Origin of the sequence: Pilibacter termitis (assembly GCF_900167335.1) — a bacterium.
GTDB classification, from domain to species: Bacteria; Bacillota; Bacilli; order Lactobacillales; family Streptococcaceae; genus Pilibacter; species Pilibacter termitis.
Genome location: NZ_FUXI01000021.1, coordinates 23,821 through 43,689 on the forward strand (window position 1 = coordinate 23,821; position 19,869 = coordinate 43,689).

Consider the following 19,869-nt stretch of genomic DNA (forward strand, 5'->3'; position numbering starts at 1 on the left):
TTATTATTTAACAATCTATTTAGTTGTTGTCTCAGCTGTTGTATTGATAAAGCCGACATATTTGCGTTTTAGCATTAAACCTTCTAGTTGTTTACTTGTCTCAAGTGCCACACCGATTACAATAAGCAAACTTGTTCCACCTAGACCGATAGATTTCGGTAAAGTGAACGCCATTGCAGCCACAATCGGTAGTAAAGCAACAAGTCCTAGGAAAATTGAACCTACTGTTGAAAGTCGCATTAACAGGCGAGATACCCATTCTTCCGTTCCTTTTCCGGGACGAACTCGTGGAATATAGCTGCCTTGTTTTTGCAGATTTTCAGCCAATTTTTCAGGATTGACTTGCACAAATGCGTAGAAGAATGTAAAGGCAATAATCAGAACCGTATAAATCGTTGCACCGGGAATGGTGTTGTAATTAAAGATTTCTGTCATCACCTTGTACCAGCCAGCTCCTGCATTTTTCTGAGCGAAGAATTGCAGAATTGCATTCGGTGTTGCGATAAAACTTGATGCAAAGATTACTGGGATAACCCCAGCAGCATTTACTTTCAGTGGCAAATAGCTACTTGTCGGAGCACCCGCAACACGTTTTGTGTATTGGATAGGAATTTTACGCTCTGCTTGTTGCATGAATGTTGTTGCAGCCACAATAATAATGATTGCAATCAACAATACAGCGACAAAGGCATAAGATTGCCATGAACCTGCATTTTTCCCATTTACGAAATGGTCAATGTAAATATCATGAACAGATTTTGGAAGTCCCGCTACGATACCACCAAAGATAATCATAGAAGTCCCGTTTCCAATTCCTTTATCCGTAATCATTTCCCCAAGCCAAGTAACAAACATCGTACCGCAAGTCAGAATTAGTCCGATTACGACATATGTTTCAACCGTTGCTTTAGGAACAAGTTTATCACCGTATTGACTAAGCTGGTTGAATCCAGCTGTTATCCCGATAGATTGGACGAAACCTAATACTAACGTGAGATAACGTGTCGCTTGATTCAATTTTTTACGCCCAACTTCTCCCTGTTTGCTCCACTCTACAAATTTTGGCACAATGTCCATTTGTAAAAGCTGAATGACGATACTCGCTGTAATATATGGCGATACCCCCATAGAGAAAACAGAGAAACTTTGCAACCCACCACCGCTGACCATGTTTAACATGCTGACAAATGGTAAGTCTACAATTTTGGTTAATGCTTTCGCATCCACACCCGGCACAGTAATTGCCGCACCAAGACGGAATACGAAAAGAACAAAAACAGTAAATAAGATTTTTGACCGAATGTCTTTTACTTTAAAAGCGTCTTTTAAAAGCTTGAACATTAGATCACCTCAACAGTCCCTCCAGCAGCTTCGATTTTTTCTTTCGCAGCTTCTGAAATTTTTGTTACTTTTACTGTAACTTTTTTACTTAATTCACCAGTCGCAAGCACTTTGATTCCAGCTTTTACGTCTTTCACGTAACCAGCTTCTTTCAAAGTTTCAGCACTGATGATTGCACCTTCTTCAAAGCGGTTCAATACATCAAGGCTTACGATTGCGTATTCTTTACGGTTAATGTTAGTAAATCCACGTTTTGGCAAACGACGGAACAATGGTGTTTGTCCACCTTCAAAACCAAGACGTACGCCACCACCACTACGAGATTTTTGACCTTTTTGGCCACGTCCACTCGTTTTACCGTTACCAGATGATGTTCCACGTCCTACGCGGTTACGAACTTTACGGCTACCAGCAGATGCTTTTAATTCATGAAGTTTCATTGCGTTCACACACCTCCTTAAATTTTCGAATCAATTATTTTACTTCTTCAACGTCCACAAGGTGTGAAATCGTGTTAATCATACCACGAATGGCAGCATTGTCAGGTTTCACAACTGTTTTGTGCATTTTTGTAAGACCAAGTGTCTTAGCAGTAATGCGTTGGTTTTCAGGACGCCCAATTGGTGATTTTACTAATGTAATTTTTACTTCAGCCATTTATTCGTCCTCCTTACCCTTGAAAATGTTCTACTGAAAGGCCACGCAAAGCAGCAACCTCTTCAGCTTTTTTCAATTGTTTTAACCCTTCAACTGTTGCACGAACTACGTTGATAGGTGTGTTTGAGCCAAGTGATTTTGAAGTAATATCTGCAACACCAGCAAGCTCCAATACGGAACGAACAGGTCCACCTGCAGCAACCCCAGAACCTTCTACGGCTGGTTTCATCAAAATGCGTCCACCGCCGAATACTCCGATTACTTCGTGAGGAATCGTTGTACCAACTGTTGGTACTTCAATTAAGTTTTTCTTCGCATCTTCAATTGCTTTACGGATTGCTTCAGGTACTTCTTGAGCTTTCCCTGTTCCAAATCCTACGTGACCGTTTTTGTCACCAACGACAACAAGAGCAGCAAAACGTAGACGACGTCCACCTTTTACAACTTTTGTTACGCGGTTAATGGCAACAACGCGGTCTTCAAGATCTAATGTTTTTGGATCGATAAAAACCATGAATGGTGTTCCTCCTTCTATTAAAATTCTAATCCATTTTCACGAGCAGCTTCAGCTAAAGCAGCTACGCGTCCATGGTAGAGGTATCCACCACGGTCAAATACTACTACTTTGATGCCTTTGGCAGTTGCACGTTCTGCAACTAATTTCCCAACAGCAGCTGCAACTTCAGTTTTTGTTCCACCTGAAATTTCTTTATCTAAGGCAGAGGCACTTGCTAGCGTCACACCCGCTACGTCATCAATCACTTGCGCGTAGATGTTTTTGTTCGAGCGGAATACATTTAAACGTGGGCGCTCAGCAGTACCAGAAACGTGATTACGCACACGCATGTGGCGTTTTTGACGTTTTTTGTTTTTATCTGGTTTTGAAATCACAATTTTCACCTCTTGTTTTTTGGTTTATTGCGAGAATCTCGCTGAATTTGTTAATAAGCGTAAGTTCTTCCTTTCAAGCTGTTCATAGAACATTGCTTGAAAGAGAGAATACACTATTTTAGAGAAACTGTTAAAATTATTTACCAGTTTTCCCTTCTTTACGACGAACGTATTCGCCCTCGTAACGAATCCCTTTCCCTTTATAAGGTTCAGGAGAACGAAGCGAACGGATATATGCTGCAGTTTCACCTACAACTTCTTTTGAAATACCTGATACTGTAATTTCAGTATTGTTGTTTACTTCAAAAGTGATTCCTTCTGGTGCTTCGACTTCATCAGGGTGAGATTTCCCTACGCTCAATACAAGTTTTTTCCCTTGTAATTGTGCACGGTACCCTACCCCGATCATTTGTAGTTTTTTAGAGAAACCAGCACTTACACCTTCAACCATATTGTTGAAAAGAGCACGTGTAGTTCCATGAATTGTTTTCATTTCTTTCGTATCGTTTGGACGAGTGAACGTAACTGTTGTACCGTCTTGCTCGATAGTAATATCAGAGCTTAACGCACGTGACAATTCGCCTTTTGGTCCTTTTACCGTTACAACGCCTGCGTTTTGTTCAAACGAAACGCCTGCTGGTAATTCAACGACTTTATTACCAATACGACTCACTTAAGGCACCTCCTTAATTTGTTAAAAATCTTACCAAACGTAAGCTAGAACTTCTCCGCCAACGTTTTTAGCACGAGCTTCCTTGTCTGTTACAACACCTTCACTCGTAGAAATAATCGCAATACCTAAACCGTTCAATACTTTTGGTACATCGGCACTTTTCACGTAAACGCGAAGACCCGGTTTAGAGATGCGTTTCAAGTTTGTGATAACACGTTCGCCGTCACGTCCGTATTTCATAAATACGCGAATAACGCCTTGTTTGTCATCCTCGATATATTCAACATCCTTCACGAAACCTTCTTTTTTCAAGATTTCAGCGATGTCACGTTTGATTTTTGATGCAGGAACTTCAAAACTATCATGTTTAACCATGTTTGCGTTACGAATACGCGTTAAGAAGTCTGCGATTGGATCTGTCATGACCATTGATGAGTTACCCTCCTTTTATTAGAGTTGTGTAAATTACCAGCTTGCTTTTTTCACACCCGGAATTTGTCCTTTGTAGGCAAGTTCACGGAAGCAAACGCGGCAAAGTTTGAATTTACGATATACAGAGTGCGGACGTCCACAACGTTCGCAACGAGTATATGCTTGCGTAGAAAACTTAGCTGGACGCTTGTTTTTTGCAATCATAGATTTTTTCGCCATGAATTTTGCCTCCTATTATTTTTCAAATGGCATTCCTAAGCCTGCCAATAGTTCACGTGATTCTTCGTCAGTATTTGCAGTTGTAACAATTACGATATCCATCCCACGAACTTTATCAATCAAATCATAATCAATTTCAGGGAAGATTAATTGTTCTTTCACACCCAATGTGTAGTTTCCACGACCGTCAAATGCCTTTTTAGAAACCCCATGGAAGTCACGTACACGTGGTAATGCAACAGAAACCAATTTATCTAGGAATTCGTACATACGTTCTCCACGCAATGTTACTTTTGCACCGATTGGCATACCCTCACGTAAACGGAAGCCAGCGATAGATTTTTTTGCCTTTGTGATTAATGGCTTTTGACCAGCAATCAACGCCAATTCTTCTACTGCCTTGTCAAGATTTTTAGAGTTGCTTACAGCATCTCCCACACCCATGTTCAAAACAATTTTTTCAACTTTAGGTACTTGCATTACAGAAGTATAACCAAATTTTTCAGTCAAAGTAGGAATTACTTCAGCCGAATATTTTTCTTTTAAACGGTTAGCCACTTAAAGTGCCTCCTTTCCTTGCAAATTAATCTAGCACTTCACCAGATTTTTTGTTGTAGCGAACTTTTTTGTCGCCATCCATCTTGTAACCAACGCGACCTGCAACGCCGTTTTTGTCAAGCACCATCACGTTTGATACGTGAATAGCAGCTTCCATTTCGACGATACCGCCGTTCGGGTTCGCTTGAGATGGTTTTTGGTGTTTTTTGACTTTGTTGACACCTTCAACAACCACTTTATCTTTTTTAGGAAGAGCAGAAAGCACTACACCTTCTTTTCCTTTGTCTTTACCTGTGATTACTTTAACTTTGTCACCTTTTTTTACGAACACTTTTTTGCACCTCCTTCATTGGTGTTGGAAATTATAGCACTTCTGGTGCGAGGGAAACAATCTTCATAAAGTTTCCGTCACGCAATTCACGCGCAACAGGACCGAAGATACGTGTTCCACGAGGAGATTTATCGTCACGGATGATTACCGCAGCATTTTCGTCAAATTTGATGTAACTTCCGTCAGTACGACGTGCACCAGATTTTGTACGAACGATTACCGCTTTTACAACATCACCTTTTTTCACAACTCCACCTGGAGTAGCTTGTTTTACGGTCGCAACAATAATGTCTCCAATGTTCGCTGTTTTTCTACCTGAACCACCAAGAACCTTGATAGTAAGAATTTCGCGAGCACCTGAGTTATCAGCAACTTTTAAACGACTTTCAGCTTGGATCACTTGTGAATCCTCCTTTCAGATTTTGTTTCAATCTATACGGAACTCTTAGATGATTACTGCTTTTTCAACGATTTCGAGTAAACGGAAACGTTTTGTAGCTGATAATGGACGAGTTTCCATGATACGCACGATGTCGCCAACTTTTGCTTCGTTGTTTTCATCATGTACTTTGTATTTCTTTGTATAGTTCATACGTTTACCGTAGATTTTGTGGTTTACTTTTGTTTCAACAGCAACAGTTACGGTTTTATCCATTTTGTCACTTACCACGCGTCCTTGGTATACTTTACGATTGTTACGTTCAGTCATGCGAGAAAGCTCCTTTCAATTATTTGTCGTTTTCACGCATAACTGTTTTAATGCGTGCAATTGTTTTACGCACTTCTTTGATACGTGCAGTGTTTTCTAATTGACCAGTAGCCAATTGGAAGCGAAGATTGAACAATTCCTCTTTCAATTTAGCTTCTTCTTGAGCTAAGTCAGCAGATGATAATTCACGAATATCTTTAATTGTCATTATTTATCCCCCGCTTCCTCACGTTTTACGATTTTTGTTTTTACTGGCAATTTGTGGCTTGCAAGGCGAAGTGCTTCACGAGCAACCTCTTCAGATACGCCTGCGATTTCAAACATGATTTTTCCACGTTTCACAGGTGCTACCCATCCTTCAGGAGCCCCTTTACCAGAACCCATACGTACACCAATTGCTTTAGCTGTATATGATTTGTGAGGGAAGATTTTAATCCATACTTTCCCACCACGTTTCATGTAACGCGTCATGGCGATACGTGCCGCTTCGATTTGGCGGTTTGTAATCCAATGAGAGTCTACGGCTTGAAGACCCCATTCACCAAAAGCAACTTCTTTTCCACCTTTTGCTTCCCCGCGCATTTTTCCACGGAACTCACGACGGTGTTTTACACGTTTTGGTACTAACATAGATTACTCTCCTCCTTTCTCAGCTTTCTTTTTAGTTGGAAGAATTTCACCACGGTAAATCCAGACTTTTACACCTAGTTTTCCATAAGTAGTGTCAGCTTCTTCCCAAGCGTAGTCGATGTCTGCACGAAGTGTATGAAGTGGAACAGTCCCTTCAGAATATCCTTCAGCACGGGCAATATCTGCACCGTTCAAACGACCACTTACTTGTGTTTTGATTCCTTTCGCTCCAGCACGCATTGTACGTTGGATTGCTTGTTTTTGAGCACGACGGAACGCCACACGGTTTTCTAATTGACGAGCGATTCCTTCGCCGACCAATTTTGCATCTAAATCTGGTTTTTTGATTTCCACGATGTTAATGTGAACATTTTTACCAGTCATTTTGTTTAAGTTTTTGCGTAATGCATCAACTTCGCTTCCGCCTTTACCAATAACCATACCAGGTTTTGCAGTGTGCAAGCTTACGTTTACACGGTTTGTGCTACGTTCGATTTCGATTGTAGAAATTGCCGCATCACGAAGTTTGGTTTGGACATATTTACGAATGCGTAAGTCTTCATGTAGGAAGTCCGCATAATCTTTTTCTGCATACCATTTTGCATCCCAATCACGGATGATACCTACACGCATGCCAATTGGATGTACCTTTTGACCCACTAGTAAAACCTCCTTTATTTCTCCGTAACAACCACAGTAATGTGAGAAGTACGTTTGTTAATTGGTGAAGCAGAACCTTTTGCACGAGGACGGAAACGTTTCATTGTTGGTCCTTCGTTTACAAATACTTCGCTCACGAATAAGTTTTCAACATCTAAGTCGAAGTTATTTTCAGCATTTGCGATTGCAGAGTTTAACACTTTTTCTACAATACCCGCTGCTTTATTTGGTGTAAATTTCAAAATTGAAATTGCTTCGGCAACTTGTTTGCCTCGAATCAAGTCCACTACAAGACGAGCTTTACGAGGAGAAACGCGAACTGTTTTCGCAGTTGCTTTGGCAGATAAAATTTGTTCTGACATAATAGCCTCCTATAAAATTAACGTCTAGTTTTCTTGTCGTCTGCAGCATGACCTTTGTAAGTACGAGTTGGAGCAAATTCTCCAAGTTTGTGACCTACCATATCCTCTTGGATATACACTGGAACGTGTTTGCGTCCGTCATAAACTGCAATAGTCAATCCAACAAATGATGGATAAATTGTTGAACGGCGAGACCAAGTTTTGATTACTTGTTTTTTCTCTGCGTTTGCTTGAGCTTCCACTTTTTTCAACAAATGTTCATCAGCGAAAGGCCCTTTTTTCAAACTACGGCTCATTGTGTTTGACCTCCATTTAATTTTGTACCACACTAACTGCTAAGGTTAGGCTGGCTGTTTGGTCTAAATAATAGATTATTTAGTGTTGCGACGACGAACAATAAGTTTGTCAGATTTCGCTTTTTTGTTACGAGTTTTGTACCCAAGAGCTGGTTGACCCCAAGGTGAAACTGGTGCTTTACGTCCGATTGGTGCTTTACCTTCACCACCACCGTGTGGGTGATCGTTCGGGTTCATTACAGAACCACGTACAGTTGGGCGTTTGCCTAACCAACGAGAACGTCCTGCTTTACCAATATTGATAAGGCTGTGTTGTTCATTCCCAACAGTTCCGATTGTTGCACGACAAGCAGCAAGAATCATACGAACTTCACCAGAGTTCAAACGAATTAACACGTATTTTCCTTCTGTACCAAGCAATTGAGCGCTTGTTCCAGCAGAACGGATTAATTGTCCACCTTTACCTGGTTTCATTTCGATGTTGTGAATCACAGTACCAACTGGGATATTTGCAAGTGGAAGTGTATTTCCTACTTTAATATCTGCATCTACTCCAGAGTAAACTTCCATTCCTACTTCCAAACCTTTTGGAGCAAGGATGTAAGATTTCACACCGTCAGCATACACGATAAGTGCAATGTTTGCACTACGGTTTGGATCATACTCGATAGTTTTTACGATTGCTTTGATACCGTCTTTGTTACGTTTGAAGTCTACCAAGCGGTATTGACGCTTGTGTCCACCACCATGGTGACGAACAGTAATGCGACCGTTGTTGTTACGACCAGCATTTTTCTTCAATGGCTCAAGCAAACTTTTTTCAGGTTTGTTCGTTGTGATTTCAGCGAAGTCAGAACCTGTCATGTTTCTGCGACCATTTGAGGTCGGTTTGTACTTTTTAATCGCCACGTCTTTTCCCTCCTATATTATTATTCAGCAGAAAAGATCTCGATGTCTTTTGAGTCTTCTGTAAGAGTTACGATTGCTTTGCGTTTTTTCTTTGTGTAACCTGCGTATTTACCTACACGTTTTTTCTTAGGTTTCACGTTCATGATGTTCACTTTTTCAACTTTCACACCATCAAACGCTGCTTCAACCGCTTGTTTTACCAAAGTTTTGTTTGCTTTTACGTCAACTAAGAAAGTGTATTTTTTCTCGTCAATCGCAAGCATACTTGCTTCAGTAATGACTGGTTTTTTGATTACGTCTAATAAATTCATTATGCAAGAACCTCCTCAATTTCAGAGATTGCAGCTTTTGTTACGATTACTTTATCCGCATTTGCAATATCAAGTACGCTTGCACTTTGTGCAGTTGTAAATGCTACTTTTGGAAGGTTGCGAGCTGATTTTTCAGCTGTTTCATTTCCTGCGTTTTCTACGATAACAAGAACTTTTGAATCTACATTCAGATTTGATAAAACCTGTTGAAATTCTTTTGTTTTTGGTGCATCAAAACTTAATGTTTCAATTGCAACCAATTTTTCTTCTGCTACTTTACTTGAGTAAACAGATTTCAATGCCAATTGGCGAACTTTTTGAGGATATTTGAACGCATAACTGCGAGGAGTTGGTCCAAATACGATTCCTCCGCCACGCCATTGCGGGCTACGGATAGAACCTTGACGAGCACGCCCAGTTCCTTTTTGACGCCACGGTTTGCGACCGCCGCCAGAAACTGCACTACGGTTTTTTACAGCGTGTGTTCCTTGACGTTTGCTCGCACGTTGGCTAAGAATTACGTCAAAAACTACTGCTTCATTTGGTTCAATTCCAAATACCGCATCGTTCAATGTAACTTCTCCGGCTTTTGAACCGTCTTGTTTGAATAATGCTACGTTTGCCATTTCCTAAAGTTCCCTCCTTTTTCGATTATTTTCCAGCTTTAACTGCTGATTTGATAGTAATCAATGATTTTTTCGCACCTGGAACATTTCCTTTGATAAGGATAACGTTTTTGTCTGCGATTACTTTTGCAATCTCAAGGTTTTGAATCGTTACACGATTGCCACCCATACGACCAGCAAGTTTTTTATTCTTGAATACACGGTTTGGTGCCACAGGACCCATTGAACCTGGACGACGGTGATAACGAGAACCGTGAGCCATAGGACCACGAGATTGACCATGACGTTTGATAACACCTTGGAATCCTTTCCCTTTTGTCGTACCTGTTACATCCACAATGTCGCCTGCTTGGAATGTTTCTACTGTTATTTCTTTTCCTACTTCATACTCTCCAAGCTCAACATTTCTGAATTCACGAATGAAGCGCTTAGGAGCCGTGTTTGCTTTCGCAACATGACCTTTCGCAGGTTTGTTACTCAATACTTCACGCATATCTTGGTAACCAACTTGAACTGCTTCGTAACCGTCATTTTCAACAGTTTTCACTTGCAAAACAACGTTTGGTGTTGCTTCTACAACAGTTACTGGAATCAATTCACCTGATTCTGTAAAGATTTGAGTCATTCCCACTTTTTTCCCTAAGATTCCTTTGGTCATGAGTACACCTCCATTTTTCTCTTAGATTAAAGTTTGATTTCGATATTGACACCACTTGGAACATCAAGTTTCATCAAAGCGTCAACTGTTTTTGGCGTAGGGTTCACAATGTCAATCAGACGTTTGTGTGTACGCATTTCGAATTGCTCACGAGAGTCTTTGTACTTGTGAGTCGCACGAATGATTGTGTAAAGGCTACGTTCTGTTGGAAGTGGAATTGGACCACTCACACCTGCACCTGTACGCTTTGCTGTATCCACAATCTTATCCGCAGCTGTGTCTAAAATACGGTGTTCATACGCTTTTAAACGAATACGAATTTTTTGCTTTGCCATCTTGTTACCTCCTTCGTCTATTTTGAAAATAGGCTTAGCTCCATAGGAAAACCGACATAGGTTGCGTGGCAATGCAACCGGGTGTGTCGCAACCTCCTACTTCATAGCCGCACGAAAATTTCTTCCGTGCAGTGCTTGTTTTTCAGCCTTCTGAAAAGACACCTTAGCTATCTTATCATCTTTTATAGTTAAGTGCAAGTCTTTTTAATTGATTTCTCGATTTTCTCTATCTTTCTATCCAATTTTTTCTCTCTCTATTTTTCTTTCATAATGAAAATGTTCGGATTTTTTTCTGAAAACAACTAGAAAACCTTAATATATCAAGGTTTATACCTTGTTTTTCTTTTTTAATCCGACACTCTCGGGCGAGTTGTTATGGAAACCCTGCGTATTATTCGTGTTTTTTTCTTTAAAATTTCTTTAAGATTTCAAAAAGAAAAAGCCAAGTTCCAGCCCTCAGCTTTCTTAAAGACACCTCTAAAATTAACGATCAAATATCAAAGCATACCCCAACGCTAAAACTTCTCGACAATAATTAATCGGAGTAACAGCCGTTGTACTCGGAGCAGATTCTAAACTTGCATTTTCCACCCCACATCGCCTTGCCAACATTTTCGAGCGAAACGTGTGAAAATCATTCGTTACAATCGCAACGCTCTCCCCTTTTTCTATCCACTTTTTAGAGTTTTTCATATTTTGCACCGTATCTCGTGATTTCTCTTCTTTGATGATATGCGTTGGTGCAATACCGTGCAAAATCAAATAATTTTCCATACATTCCGCCTCACTAATTGGTTCATCTACTCCTTGACCACCAGAGACGATGACTTTCGTTTCTGGATTTTTCTTCAAATAAAGAAGTGCCGTATCTAATCTTTCTTTTAAAACAGGCGAAGGACGAGCCTCACTTGGTGTTTTCCCAAACACTCCCGCACCTAAAATCAACATTTTATCCGCATGAGGTGCCGCCACACTTTTCGTATCACTCAATATCAAACCAAACATTACACAAGCATAAAGCACTCCGAATGCAACAAAACACCCGACAATTTTTACTAATTTCTTCATACTATTCTCCTTCACACTTTTCCATTATCTTAATATAAAAACGTGAAAAAAACTTTCCTATCTCCAAAAAGATAAGAAAGTTTCATAAAAATTTAGTGATTTTTTATAAATATTTTACCATTCCCTCAGCACGACCTGAAATTCTACCATTCAAGACTTTCTCTCTTAATTTCTCCCCTGAAATTGATAAGTCTTCAATCTGTTCACTTAACCATTTCTTCCCTACATCATTTTTCCGAAGGTCATCATATACTTGTAACGCTGTTAAAACTTTTTCCAATTGTTCACGAGTGAAACCTGTTTTCTCTACCTTTTCATCTGAAATTCCAGCAGTTTGCTTTCCTGAGTTCGTAACTTCCCCCATTAATTCCACTCTCTTAACTTCCATTTCCTTACTCATTTGCAACACTCGATAAAAACGATTCAATTCTGCCGTATTTCCCCCGCTTTCTTCTGGATTGACTGGTTTATATTGTTCAAAATACGTTTGTACTTCTGCTTTTAGCGGTGCAAAATCGCCATTCCAAAGCTGATTCAAGAGAGATTCTCCATTTATTTCTCGTTCTCCATAGTTTTCTACTAACCATTTCTTCCCTAGTTTATTATTTGTTAGATTTGAAGAGTATAAATGGTATGTCGTTATAAAAATTTCGACTTCCTCTTGTGAATAACCTGTTTTAGCGATTTTCTCTTCTGGAATCCCGACAGTTTGGCTACCTATTTCAAATACTCCATTCCACATTTCATATGTCTTATCATAGATTGCTTGAGCATTTTTCATAAGGAAAATAAAATCTTCCATTTCTTTCGTTCTTTGCACAACTTCTTCTTTCGGTTTTTCTGTTGAAACAGGTGTTACTTCTTGTTTGTCGTTCTCCACCTCCTTTTTCACTTCTTGACTCGTCGAAGTGCTAGTTGTTTCTTTTTTCTTCACGCTTGTTTTGATCTCCTCTTTCCCTGCTGAGCTTTTTCCTTTTTGCCCGCAAGCACCTAAAACGGCAGTTAACCCTACTACTGCTGCAAATAGCAATACTTTTTTGATTTTTCCTTTTTGTGACATTTTGTTGTCCTCCTCATAAATTTTTAAATTTTTTATAGATACTCTTGATACCCTCTTCTTATAAATGTAAACGCTCCTTTTTTCAACTTCTCTCTAAGCACTTCAGTAGAAATATTCTCAGCTACCTCGTTTTCTGTTAACCATTGTTTTCCTGCAACATCTTTTTGCATTTCATCATAAATCTTGAATGCTACATAGATTTTTTCAAGTTCTTCACGTGTATAGCTTGTATTTTCTACATCTTCCTCTGTAAAATTCGCTGTTTGAATCCCAAAATCAGCCTTCTCCCCCTTTATTTCCTCCCATTTCGCACTCATTTCATTTCTTTTTCCCAATATTCTATCAAGATTCATGACTTCCGCTATTTTTTTCTGATAATCTTCCGGATAATCTTCCTTATACTTAGTTCTAACTCGAATTTGAGCCAAGTATGGTTTCAACTCTGGCTCAAGCGATGCAAAACTTCCAGCCCAAAACTGACTACTCAATTCATCCGAATCAATCTCTCTTTCTCCATATTGCTCAAGCAACCATTTATTCCCGGGTTTTACTTCCTGCAATTGCCCGTAAAACGCTAATGTAAGTTTTACTTTATCAGCTTCATCTGCTGAAAAACCACTTTTTTCGATATCTTCTTCTGTCAGGTAGTACCCAAGAGGAAAATAGTCATTCGTCAATTCTCCCATCTTATTTTGTATCTCCTGACCGTTTTTCATAATAAAAATAAAATCTTCCATTTCTTTCGTTCTTTGCACAACTTCTTCTTTCGGTTTTTCTGTTGAAACAGGTGTTACTTCTTGTTTTTCCTCCTCATTCTTCACCTCCTTTTTCACTTCTTGATTCGTCGAAGTGCTAGTTGTTTCTTTTTTCTTCACGCTTGTTTTGAACTCCTCTTTCCCTGCCGAGCTTTTTCCTTTTTGCCCGCAAGCACCTAAAACGGCGGTTAACCCTACTACTGCTGTAAATAGCAATACTTTTTTGATTTTCCCTTTTTGTAGCATTTTTTTCTCTCCTTTCTGCGAAATCACTTCGTGATTTCGCAGAAACTTGACCTACGCTTCGCTACGTCCAAGCGGGGTCATTCACGAACTTCGTCCGTTCAAAGTCTTTTCTGCGAAATCACTTCGTGATTTTTTGTTTTTTCGAGATTTTCATTCCCTTTTGTACGCCAAACCCTTTCCTTTCACTTCTCCTCCTTTACTCGCTTGCGTACGGAGCGTCTTTGAATAAATCTTACAAGTGATATTATGACATATTATTTCTTATGTTACAAGTTTTTTACAGAGTTATTTCTTAAATATTTCTTAACTAAAAAACGCACCTATTTTAAAAGTAATAGCTACGTTCTTTTACTATTTGTATTTTTCTTCTAACTTACTCATCCAGAATCGTAGCAATACCCCCGCGATAAACAACAAAACACTTAACAAAACTGTAATAAAAGTAACATTCTCATAACGAATCGCTTCCGTTGCATAAGGATTTGGAACAAGGATTAAGACCGTACTTGCAATGACAAGTCCTAAAATAAAAGGGTACACTCTGGAATGTGCCGTTTGAATGAAATATTCCATTCCTTTTGAAAACAAAAGCATTGCCAAAACGCCACCAATCGCAATCGGCAAAAATACACCCGCTACAAACGTAATCGCTAGACACGCAAAATCAAATACATCTCGATTACTTTTTGAAACAGACTCTTTGAAAAGCGACAGAAGTGTTCCTACAATCGCTCCTGCCCCCCAAAAAGCACAATCATTTGGAAATGTTCAAACAAAAATTCAAGAGGAAATTTTCTTTGAAATTTTCACGAAAATGTGCCATGAATCGCAACATTCTTTCGTAAATCCCAAGAATCGCCGTCAAAACACCACCTGATACCCCCGACAAAATAAATCCTAGGGCGATAACGACTCCTTTTGCAAATCGCACAATCCAATCTTTTACATTTTTTCTATTGTACATCTAAACACCTCCCTCTTTTTTCTCTCTTGAAAAATCATGCACAAAACTCTCCCTTTCTCGATTGCTATTTCTCGTTCCGAGGACAAAAGAGGCGATTGGAAGTGTGATATAAAGCCAATGAGCGATTTTGGGATGATAAAAGGCAAACAGCAGAATGGAAATATTCAACCCTACAAGCAACAGAAAATGTGACAAAGAGTAAATTTGAAATACTTTTCCACGCTTTTCATCATTAACAAAATGTTCACGCATAATCAAATGCGACATTCTATCCAAACTCGCATTAACAATGAGATACACCACACCATAATTCATCACTGAAAAGCTCGTCACTTCACTCATCATCCACTTGGTAAAAAGTGGAATTAAACATAAACCTGCGATAAAGAGCATATCTAGCAATAAAATCCGCTCGTTTAATTCCTCAATATCGGCAAACATTTTGTGTTGCTCGTACCAAAAATTCGCCACGATAAAAAAGCTAATCAAAAAAATCCCTATTGCTTTCAAAAACGCAGCATAGCTACTTTCCTCTGGAATCGGAATTTCAAGCACCATTACCGTGATAATAATCGCCACAATCGCATCTGTAAACACTTCTAAATGTTCACGCAATCTTCTTCGTCGACTTTTCTCCCGCTTTTTAATTTGCCCTTGAAATTTTTGCCATTTTTCTTCGATTGTTCCGTCATTCTCACCTGGAAAACTTTCTAAAAACCTCTCCTTAAATTTACGTTCTCTTTCTTCACGTCTTTCCTCATTCCACTTCATTCTAACCACCTATCCACTCAAATTATCGAGAGTTTTTTATTCAATAATCATACTATAAATAGTTAGAAAAAAATAGTTTTTAGATGTATCCATATTGAAATAAAAAAAAAGGAACCTTACTTTCTCAAAAGGTTCCTTTTTTATCTAACAACGAAGGACAGAAGTCTAGTAGTATCACAACCCTCTTAATATTCCTGACGTTTAAATTGTCCGTCTATCGCAAATAATGCACGTTTTGCCGTGAATTTCAGCAAACGATAATTTTCACGTTCTGCATTTTGGAAATAGACTTTTTTGGCAAGCGAGCGAATTTCCTCTATTGTTGCTTTGTCATCAATGACTTCGATTTCACCAAAAATTGTTACCGTGTCATTTCCTTTATGAAATTCAAGCCCTGCTTTATTGTTGGCAAGAAATTGTTTGACTTTCGTTGGACCTTCCGCACGTTCCACCGTTTCAAAATAAATTTCTTGAATCCCTTTAGAAAATATTTTCGTCATTGCCATAGGTCTTGGATACCCTTCCTCAGCAATTGAGGCAAGCGTTACAGCTTGTGCTTCTTGCAAAATCACTTCTGCACGTTCTTCTAAATAAGTTGGCATAAAATTCCCTCCATTTTTATCATTTTTAACTTAGTGTCTATATCCATTTTACACTAAAACGCTAAAAATAATCAGCAAAACCCCCTGCAAAATGCAGAGGGCTGTTATCAATTATGCGTTGCCGCCATTTTTCTTGATGATTTCTTCTTGGATAGATTTTGGTACATCTTCGTAGTGGTCAAATACCATCATGAATGTACCACGACCTTGTGTTGCAGAACGAAGTGTTGTTGCATATCCAAACATTTCAGCAAGCGGAACAATCGCATTAACGATTTGGCTGTTCCCATGTGCTTCCATACCTTCAACACGTCCACGACGAGCTGTAACGTGTCCCATAATATCTCCAAGATATTCTTCTGGAACAGTAACTGTTACTTTCATCATAGGCTCAAGAATTACTGGATTTGCTTTTTTCGCTGCAGCTTTCAATGCCATAGATGCGGCTACACGGAACGCCGTTTCATTTGAATCGACATCGTGGTAGCTACCATCATAAAGTTTTGCTTTAATGTCAACCATTGGGTAACCAGCAAGCACACCGTTATCCATAGATTCACGCAATCCTTTTTCAACTGCTGGAATGTATTCACGAGGAACCACACCACCAACGATTGCATTTTCAAACTCGAATCCTTTTCCTTCTTCGTTTGGTGTAAATTCAACCCATACGTGACCGTATTGACCTTTACCACCAGACTGACGAACGAATTTACCTTCCGCTTGTACCATTGGTGCACGGAATGTTTCACGGTAAGATACTTGAGGAGCACCTACGTTTGCTTCTACTTTGAACTCACGACGCATACGGTCAACAAGTACGTCAAGGTGCAACTCACCCATACCAGAGATAACTGTTTCTCCAGTTTCCACGTTTGTTTCAACACGGAATGACGGATCTTCTTCCGCAAGTTTTTGCAAAGCAATACCCATTTTATCTTGGTCAGCTTTTGATTTTGGTTCAACGGCAACTTGGATAACTGGTTCTGGGAACTCAATAGATTCCAAGATTACTGGTGATTTTTCATCACACAATGTGTCTCCTGTTGTTGTATCTTTCAAACCAACTGCTGCTGCAATATCTCCAGAGAATACACGGTCAATTTCTTGACGAGTGTTTGCGTGCATTTGAAGAATACGTCCGATACGTTCTTTTTTACCTTTTGAGGCATTTAAAACGTAAGAACCGCTATCTAGCACACCTGAGTAAACACGGAAGAATGTTAAACGTCCTACGAATGGGTCAGTCATTACTTTAAATGCAAGTGAGGCAAATGGTTCTTCGTCACTTGCTGGACGAGTTGTTTCTTCTTCAGTTTTAGGGTCAATCCCTTTGATTGCTTCAATGTCTGTTGGTGCTGGCAAGTAGTCAAGCACAGCATCAAGCATTAATTGAACCCCTTTATTTTTAAACGCAGAACCTGCAAGAACTGGGAAGAAGTCTACGTCGATTGTCGCTTTACGGATAGCAGCTTTCAATTCTTCTTCAGTGATTTCTTCACCTTCCAAGAATTTCATCATCAAATCTTCGTCAGTGTCCGCCACTGCCTCGATAAGTTTTTCACGCCATTCGTTTGCCAATTCAACATAGTCAGCTGGAATGTCTGTTTCTTCAATATCAGTTCCAAGGTCATTTGTGTAAATTTCAGCTTTCATTTTTACAAGGTCAATCAATCCTGTGAAGTCATCTTCAGCTCCAATTGGAATTTGGATTGGATGAGCATTTGCGTTCAAACGGTCATGCAAAGTAGATACTGAGTACAAGAAGTCTGCACCGATTTTATCCATTTTGTTACAGAATACAATACGTGGAACTTTGTATTCATTTGCTTGACGCCAAACTGTTTCAGTTTGTGGTTCTACACCAGATTGTGAGTCAAGAACTGTTACCGCACCATCCAATACACGAAGTGAACGTTGTACTTCAATTGTGAAGTCTACGTGTCCCGGTGTGTCAATGATGTTTACTCGGTATCCTTTCCACTGTGCTGTTGTTGCAGCAGAAGTGATTGTAATACCACGTTCTTGTTCTTGTTCCATCCAGTCCATTTGTGAAGCTCCTTCGTGAGTTTCACCGATTTTGTGGATTTTACCAGTATAGTACAGGATACGTTCTGTTGCAGTTGTTTTCCCTGCATCAACGTGTGCCATGATACCAATATTACGAGTTTTTTCTAATGAAAATTCGCGTGCCATGAGTGTTATTCTCCTTTTGTTTTTACTTCCTTATTCGGAAAAAATTTTTACTTTTTTATTATATCACATAGACGTCCTAAGACACTTCTTGAACTTTTTAAAGCAAGTAGGCAAAAGAAAATCTTATGATGTCGATAAAAAAAGGACTAGGGCAAAACGCCACAGCCCCTTTTTTATTTGTATTTGTTAAGAAATGTGCAAGTTGTGTATCACTTACAGCAAACCACAAAATCTTACCAACGGTAATGAGCAAACGCACGGTTCGCTTCTGCCATTTTGTGTGTATCTTCACGTTTTTTCACTGATGCTCCTGTGTTGTTTGCAGCATCCATGATTTCTTTTGCAAGACGCTCTTGCATTGTGTGTTCACCACGCAAACGAGCGTAGTTTACCAACCAACGAAGTCCAAGTGTCGTACGACGTTCTGGACGTACTTCGATTGGCACTTGATAGTTAGAACCCCCAACACGGCGAGCTTTTACTTCAAGAACTGGCATAATGTTTTCCATTGCTTGTTCAAATACTTCTAATGGATCATTCCCAGTTGTTTCTTTTACTTGTTCAAATGCTTTATAGATGATGTTTGATGCAACACCACGTTTTCCGTCTAACATTACACGGTTGATTAAACGTGTAACAAGTTTAGAGTTATATAACGGATCTGGTAATACTTCACGTTTTGGTGCTTGTCCTTTACGAGACATTCCAAGTTCCTCCTTGTTAATTAATTCTTAATGTAGTTTTATTTTTTTGTGTTCTCTAAGGAGTGGTTGCTTATCGTGTCTTACTTTGAACTGCGTTCAAAGCGAAACTTCGTTTCGGTCTGCTGCCGCAGACTCAAGTCACTCTTCGCAAAAACATTTCTCTACGCTGAAATGCTTCGCATTTCGACTTCGTTCAATGTTTTTCCTCCTTGTTAATTAATTCTTAATGTAGTTTTATTTTTTTGTGTTCTCTAAGGAGTGGTTGCTTATCGTGTCTTACTTTGAACTGCGTTCAAAGCGAAACTTCGTTTCGGTCTGCTGCCGCAGACTCAAGACACTCTTCGCAAAAACATTTCTCTACGCTGAAATGCTTCGCATTTCGACTTCGTTCAATGTTTTTCCTCCTTGTGATTTCGTTCTTATCAAGAAAAGCTATCGCTTATTTTTTAGGTTTTTTCGTTCCGTATTTAGAGCGAGATTGTTTACGGTCTGTAACACCTGCTGTATCAAGTGCTCCACGAACGATGTGGTAACGTACCCCTGGTAAGTCTTTTACACGTCCACCACGCAATAATACCACGCTGTGTTCTTGCAAGTTGTGTCCGATACCTGGAATGTAAGCTGTCACTTCGATAAGGTTTGACAAACGTACACGAGCGTATTTACGCAACGCTGAGTTCGGTTTTTTCGGTGTCATTGTTCCCACACGAGTTGCAACCCCACGTTTTTGTGGTGAGTTTACGTTTGTTTGAACTTTTTTAAAGCTGTTATAGCCTTTGTTCAAAGCTGGTGAGTTAGATTTTTCAACTTTTGATTTACGGCCTTTACGCACTAATTGGTTAATTGTAGGCATTTCCTTGAAATCCTCCTTATAAAATTGGTCTGCCTAGACCCACACATCCAGG

General features: G+C 39.4%; 30 protein-coding genes and 1 pseudogene. All 31 read right to left on the reverse strand.

The window, feature by feature from the left end:
- Positions 1 to 15 precede the first annotated feature (15 nt).
- Positions 16 to 1,341, reverse strand: coding sequence for a preprotein translocase subunit SecY (gene secY, locus B5D30_RS09040; protein ID WP_078807749.1), 1,326 nt, complete (start codon positions 1,339 to 1,341; stop codon positions 16 to 18).
- Positions 1,341 to 1,781, reverse strand: coding sequence for a 50S ribosomal protein L15 (gene rplO / locus B5D30_RS09045; protein ID WP_078807750.1), 441 nt, complete (start codon positions 1,779 to 1,781; stop codon positions 1,341 to 1,343). Before rplO ends, secY begins: the two co-directional genes overlap by 1 nt.
- 34 nt (positions 1,782 to 1,815) lie before the next feature.
- Positions 1,816 to 1,998: a 50S ribosomal protein L30 gene (gene rpmD / locus B5D30_RS09050; RefSeq protein WP_078807751.1), complete on the reverse strand. Its 183-nt coding sequence runs from the start codon at positions 1,996 to 1,998 to the stop codon at positions 1,816 to 1,818.
- A gap of 13 nt (positions 1,999 to 2,011) precedes the next feature.
- Positions 2,012 to 2,512, reverse strand: coding sequence for a 30S ribosomal protein S5 (gene rpsE, locus B5D30_RS09055; protein WP_078807752.1), 501 nt, complete (start codon positions 2,510 to 2,512; stop codon positions 2,012 to 2,014).
- 20 nt (positions 2,513 to 2,532) lie between these two features.
- A complete protein-coding gene (rplR, locus tag B5D30_RS09060) occupies positions 2,533 to 2,898 on the reverse strand; it encodes a 50S ribosomal protein L18 (protein ID WP_078807753.1) in 366 nt (121 codons plus the stop codon).
- Positions 2,899 to 3,025: 127 nt separating this feature from the next.
- Positions 3,026 to 3,562: a 50S ribosomal protein L6 gene (rplF, locus tag B5D30_RS09065; RefSeq protein ID WP_078807754.1), complete on the reverse strand. Its 537-nt coding sequence runs from the start codon at positions 3,560 to 3,562 to the stop codon at positions 3,026 to 3,028.
- 30 nt (positions 3,563 to 3,592) lie between these two features.
- Positions 3,593 to 3,991 (reverse strand): 30S ribosomal protein S8, encoded by a 399-nt coding sequence (gene rpsH, locus B5D30_RS09070; protein WP_078807755.1) that lies wholly within the window; start codon positions 3,989 to 3,991, stop codon positions 3,593 to 3,595.
- Positions 3,992 to 4,027: 36 nt separating this feature from the next.
- Positions 4,028 to 4,213 (reverse strand): type Z 30S ribosomal protein S14, encoded by a 186-nt coding sequence (locus B5D30_RS09075; RefSeq protein WP_078807756.1) that lies wholly within the window; start codon positions 4,211 to 4,213, stop codon positions 4,028 to 4,030.
- Positions 4,214 to 4,228: 15 nt separating this feature from the next.
- On the reverse strand, positions 4,229 to 4,771 hold the full coding sequence (gene rplE / locus B5D30_RS09080; protein ID WP_078807757.1) for a 50S ribosomal protein L5: 543 nt from the start codon (positions 4,769 to 4,771) through the stop codon (positions 4,229 to 4,231).
- Between the two features lie 25 nt (positions 4,772 to 4,796).
- Positions 4,797 to 5,102 (reverse strand): 50S ribosomal protein L24, encoded by a 306-nt coding sequence (rplX, locus tag B5D30_RS09085; protein WP_078807758.1) that lies wholly within the window; start codon positions 5,100 to 5,102, stop codon positions 4,797 to 4,799.
- A gap of 31 nt (positions 5,103 to 5,133) precedes the next feature.
- The gene (gene rplN, locus B5D30_RS09090) at positions 5,134 to 5,502 is read right to left on the reverse strand and encodes a 50S ribosomal protein L14 (RefSeq protein WP_078807759.1); all 369 of its coding nucleotides are present in this window, start codon (positions 5,500 to 5,502) and stop codon (positions 5,134 to 5,136) included.
- 45 nt (positions 5,503 to 5,547) lie between these two features.
- The gene (gene rpsQ / locus B5D30_RS09095; RefSeq protein WP_078807760.1) at positions 5,548 to 5,811 is read right to left on the reverse strand and encodes a 30S ribosomal protein S17; all 264 of its coding nucleotides are present in this window, start codon (positions 5,809 to 5,811) and stop codon (positions 5,548 to 5,550) included.
- A 19-nt stretch (positions 5,812 to 5,830) separates the two neighbouring features.
- On the reverse strand, positions 5,831 to 6,019 hold the full coding sequence (rpmC, locus tag B5D30_RS09100; protein ID WP_078807761.1) for a 50S ribosomal protein L29: 189 nt from the start codon (positions 6,017 to 6,019) through the stop codon (positions 5,831 to 5,833).
- On the reverse strand, positions 6,019 to 6,441 hold the full coding sequence (gene rplP, locus B5D30_RS09105; protein ID WP_078807762.1) for a 50S ribosomal protein L16: 423 nt from the start codon (positions 6,439 to 6,441) through the stop codon (positions 6,019 to 6,021). Before rplP ends, rpmC begins: the two co-directional genes overlap by 1 nt.
- Positions 6,442 to 6,444: 3 nt before the next feature.
- Positions 6,445 to 7,101 carry a 30S ribosomal protein S3 gene (gene rpsC / locus B5D30_RS09110; RefSeq protein WP_078807763.1) on the reverse strand — a complete coding sequence of 219 codons (657 nt, stop codon included), beginning with the start codon at positions 7,099 to 7,101 and terminating at the stop codon, positions 6,445 to 6,447.
- Positions 7,102 to 7,115: 14 nt separating this feature from the next.
- Positions 7,116 to 7,463 (reverse strand): 50S ribosomal protein L22, encoded by a 348-nt coding sequence (gene rplV, locus B5D30_RS09115; RefSeq protein ID WP_078807764.1) that lies wholly within the window; start codon positions 7,461 to 7,463, stop codon positions 7,116 to 7,118.
- A gap of 17 nt (positions 7,464 to 7,480) precedes the next feature.
- Complete coding sequence (rpsS, locus tag B5D30_RS09120; protein ID WP_078807765.1) at positions 7,481 to 7,759, reverse strand: 30S ribosomal protein S19; 279 nt, start codon at positions 7,757 to 7,759, stop codon at positions 7,481 to 7,483.
- A gap of 75 nt (positions 7,760 to 7,834) precedes the next feature.
- Positions 7,835 to 8,668 carry a 50S ribosomal protein L2 gene (gene rplB / locus B5D30_RS09125; protein WP_078807766.1) on the reverse strand — a complete coding sequence of 278 codons (834 nt, stop codon included), beginning with the start codon at positions 8,666 to 8,668 and terminating at the stop codon, positions 7,835 to 7,837.
- Between the two features lie 20 nt (positions 8,669 to 8,688).
- Entirely contained in the window at positions 8,689 to 8,979 is a 291-nt protein-coding gene (locus B5D30_RS09130) for a 50S ribosomal protein L23 (RefSeq protein ID WP_078807767.1), read from the reverse strand.
- Positions 8,979 to 9,605 (reverse strand): 50S ribosomal protein L4, encoded by a 627-nt coding sequence (gene rplD, locus B5D30_RS09135; protein ID WP_078807768.1) that lies wholly within the window; start codon positions 9,603 to 9,605, stop codon positions 8,979 to 8,981. Before rplD ends, B5D30_RS09130 begins: the two co-directional genes overlap by 1 nt.
- Positions 9,606 to 9,630: 25 nt before the next feature.
- Complete coding sequence (gene rplC, locus B5D30_RS09140) at positions 9,631 to 10,263, reverse strand: 50S ribosomal protein L3 (RefSeq protein WP_078807769.1); 633 nt, start codon at positions 10,261 to 10,263, stop codon at positions 9,631 to 9,633.
- A gap of 26 nt (positions 10,264 to 10,289) precedes the next feature.
- The gene (gene rpsJ / locus B5D30_RS09145) at positions 10,290 to 10,598 is read right to left on the reverse strand and encodes a 30S ribosomal protein S10 (RefSeq protein ID WP_078807770.1); all 309 of its coding nucleotides are present in this window, start codon (positions 10,596 to 10,598) and stop codon (positions 10,290 to 10,292) included.
- A gap of 483 nt (positions 10,599 to 11,081) precedes the next feature.
- Positions 11,082 to 11,666, reverse strand: coding sequence for a YdcF family protein (locus B5D30_RS09150; protein ID WP_078807771.1), 585 nt, complete (start codon positions 11,664 to 11,666; stop codon positions 11,082 to 11,084).
- Between the two features lie 103 nt (positions 11,667 to 11,769).
- Positions 11,770 to 12,726, reverse strand: a complete 957-nt coding sequence (locus B5D30_RS09155) for an LptM family lipoprotein (RefSeq protein WP_078807772.1) — start codon at positions 12,724 to 12,726, stop codon at positions 11,770 to 11,772.
- A gap of 32 nt (positions 12,727 to 12,758) precedes the next feature.
- Entirely contained in the window at positions 12,759 to 13,727 is a 969-nt protein-coding gene (locus tag B5D30_RS09160) for an LptM family lipoprotein (RefSeq protein WP_078807773.1), read from the reverse strand.
- Positions 13,728 to 14,078: 351 nt separating this feature from the next.
- Positions 14,079 to 14,691: pseudogene (locus B5D30_RS09165) on the reverse strand (hypothetical protein).
- Entirely contained in the window at positions 14,692 to 15,462 is a 771-nt protein-coding gene (locus B5D30_RS09170; protein WP_078807774.1) for a TMEM175 family protein, read from the reverse strand.
- 185 nt (positions 15,463 to 15,647) lie between these two features.
- Positions 15,648 to 16,064, reverse strand: coding sequence for a pyridoxamine 5'-phosphate oxidase family protein (locus B5D30_RS09175; RefSeq protein WP_078807775.1), 417 nt, complete (start codon positions 16,062 to 16,064; stop codon positions 15,648 to 15,650).
- 111 nt (positions 16,065 to 16,175) lie between these two features.
- Positions 16,176 to 18,260 (reverse strand): elongation factor G, encoded by a 2,085-nt coding sequence (gene fusA / locus B5D30_RS09180; RefSeq protein ID WP_078807776.1) that lies wholly within the window; start codon positions 18,258 to 18,260, stop codon positions 16,176 to 16,178.
- A 233-nt stretch (positions 18,261 to 18,493) separates the two neighbouring features.
- Positions 18,494 to 18,964 (reverse strand): 30S ribosomal protein S7, encoded by a 471-nt coding sequence (rpsG, locus tag B5D30_RS09185; RefSeq protein WP_078807777.1) that lies wholly within the window; start codon positions 18,962 to 18,964, stop codon positions 18,494 to 18,496.
- Positions 18,965 to 19,403: 439 nt separating this feature from the next.
- Complete coding sequence (gene rpsL, locus B5D30_RS09190) at positions 19,404 to 19,817, reverse strand: 30S ribosomal protein S12 (RefSeq protein WP_078807778.1); 414 nt, start codon at positions 19,815 to 19,817, stop codon at positions 19,404 to 19,406.
- Positions 19,818 to 19,869: the final 52 nt, after the last annotated feature.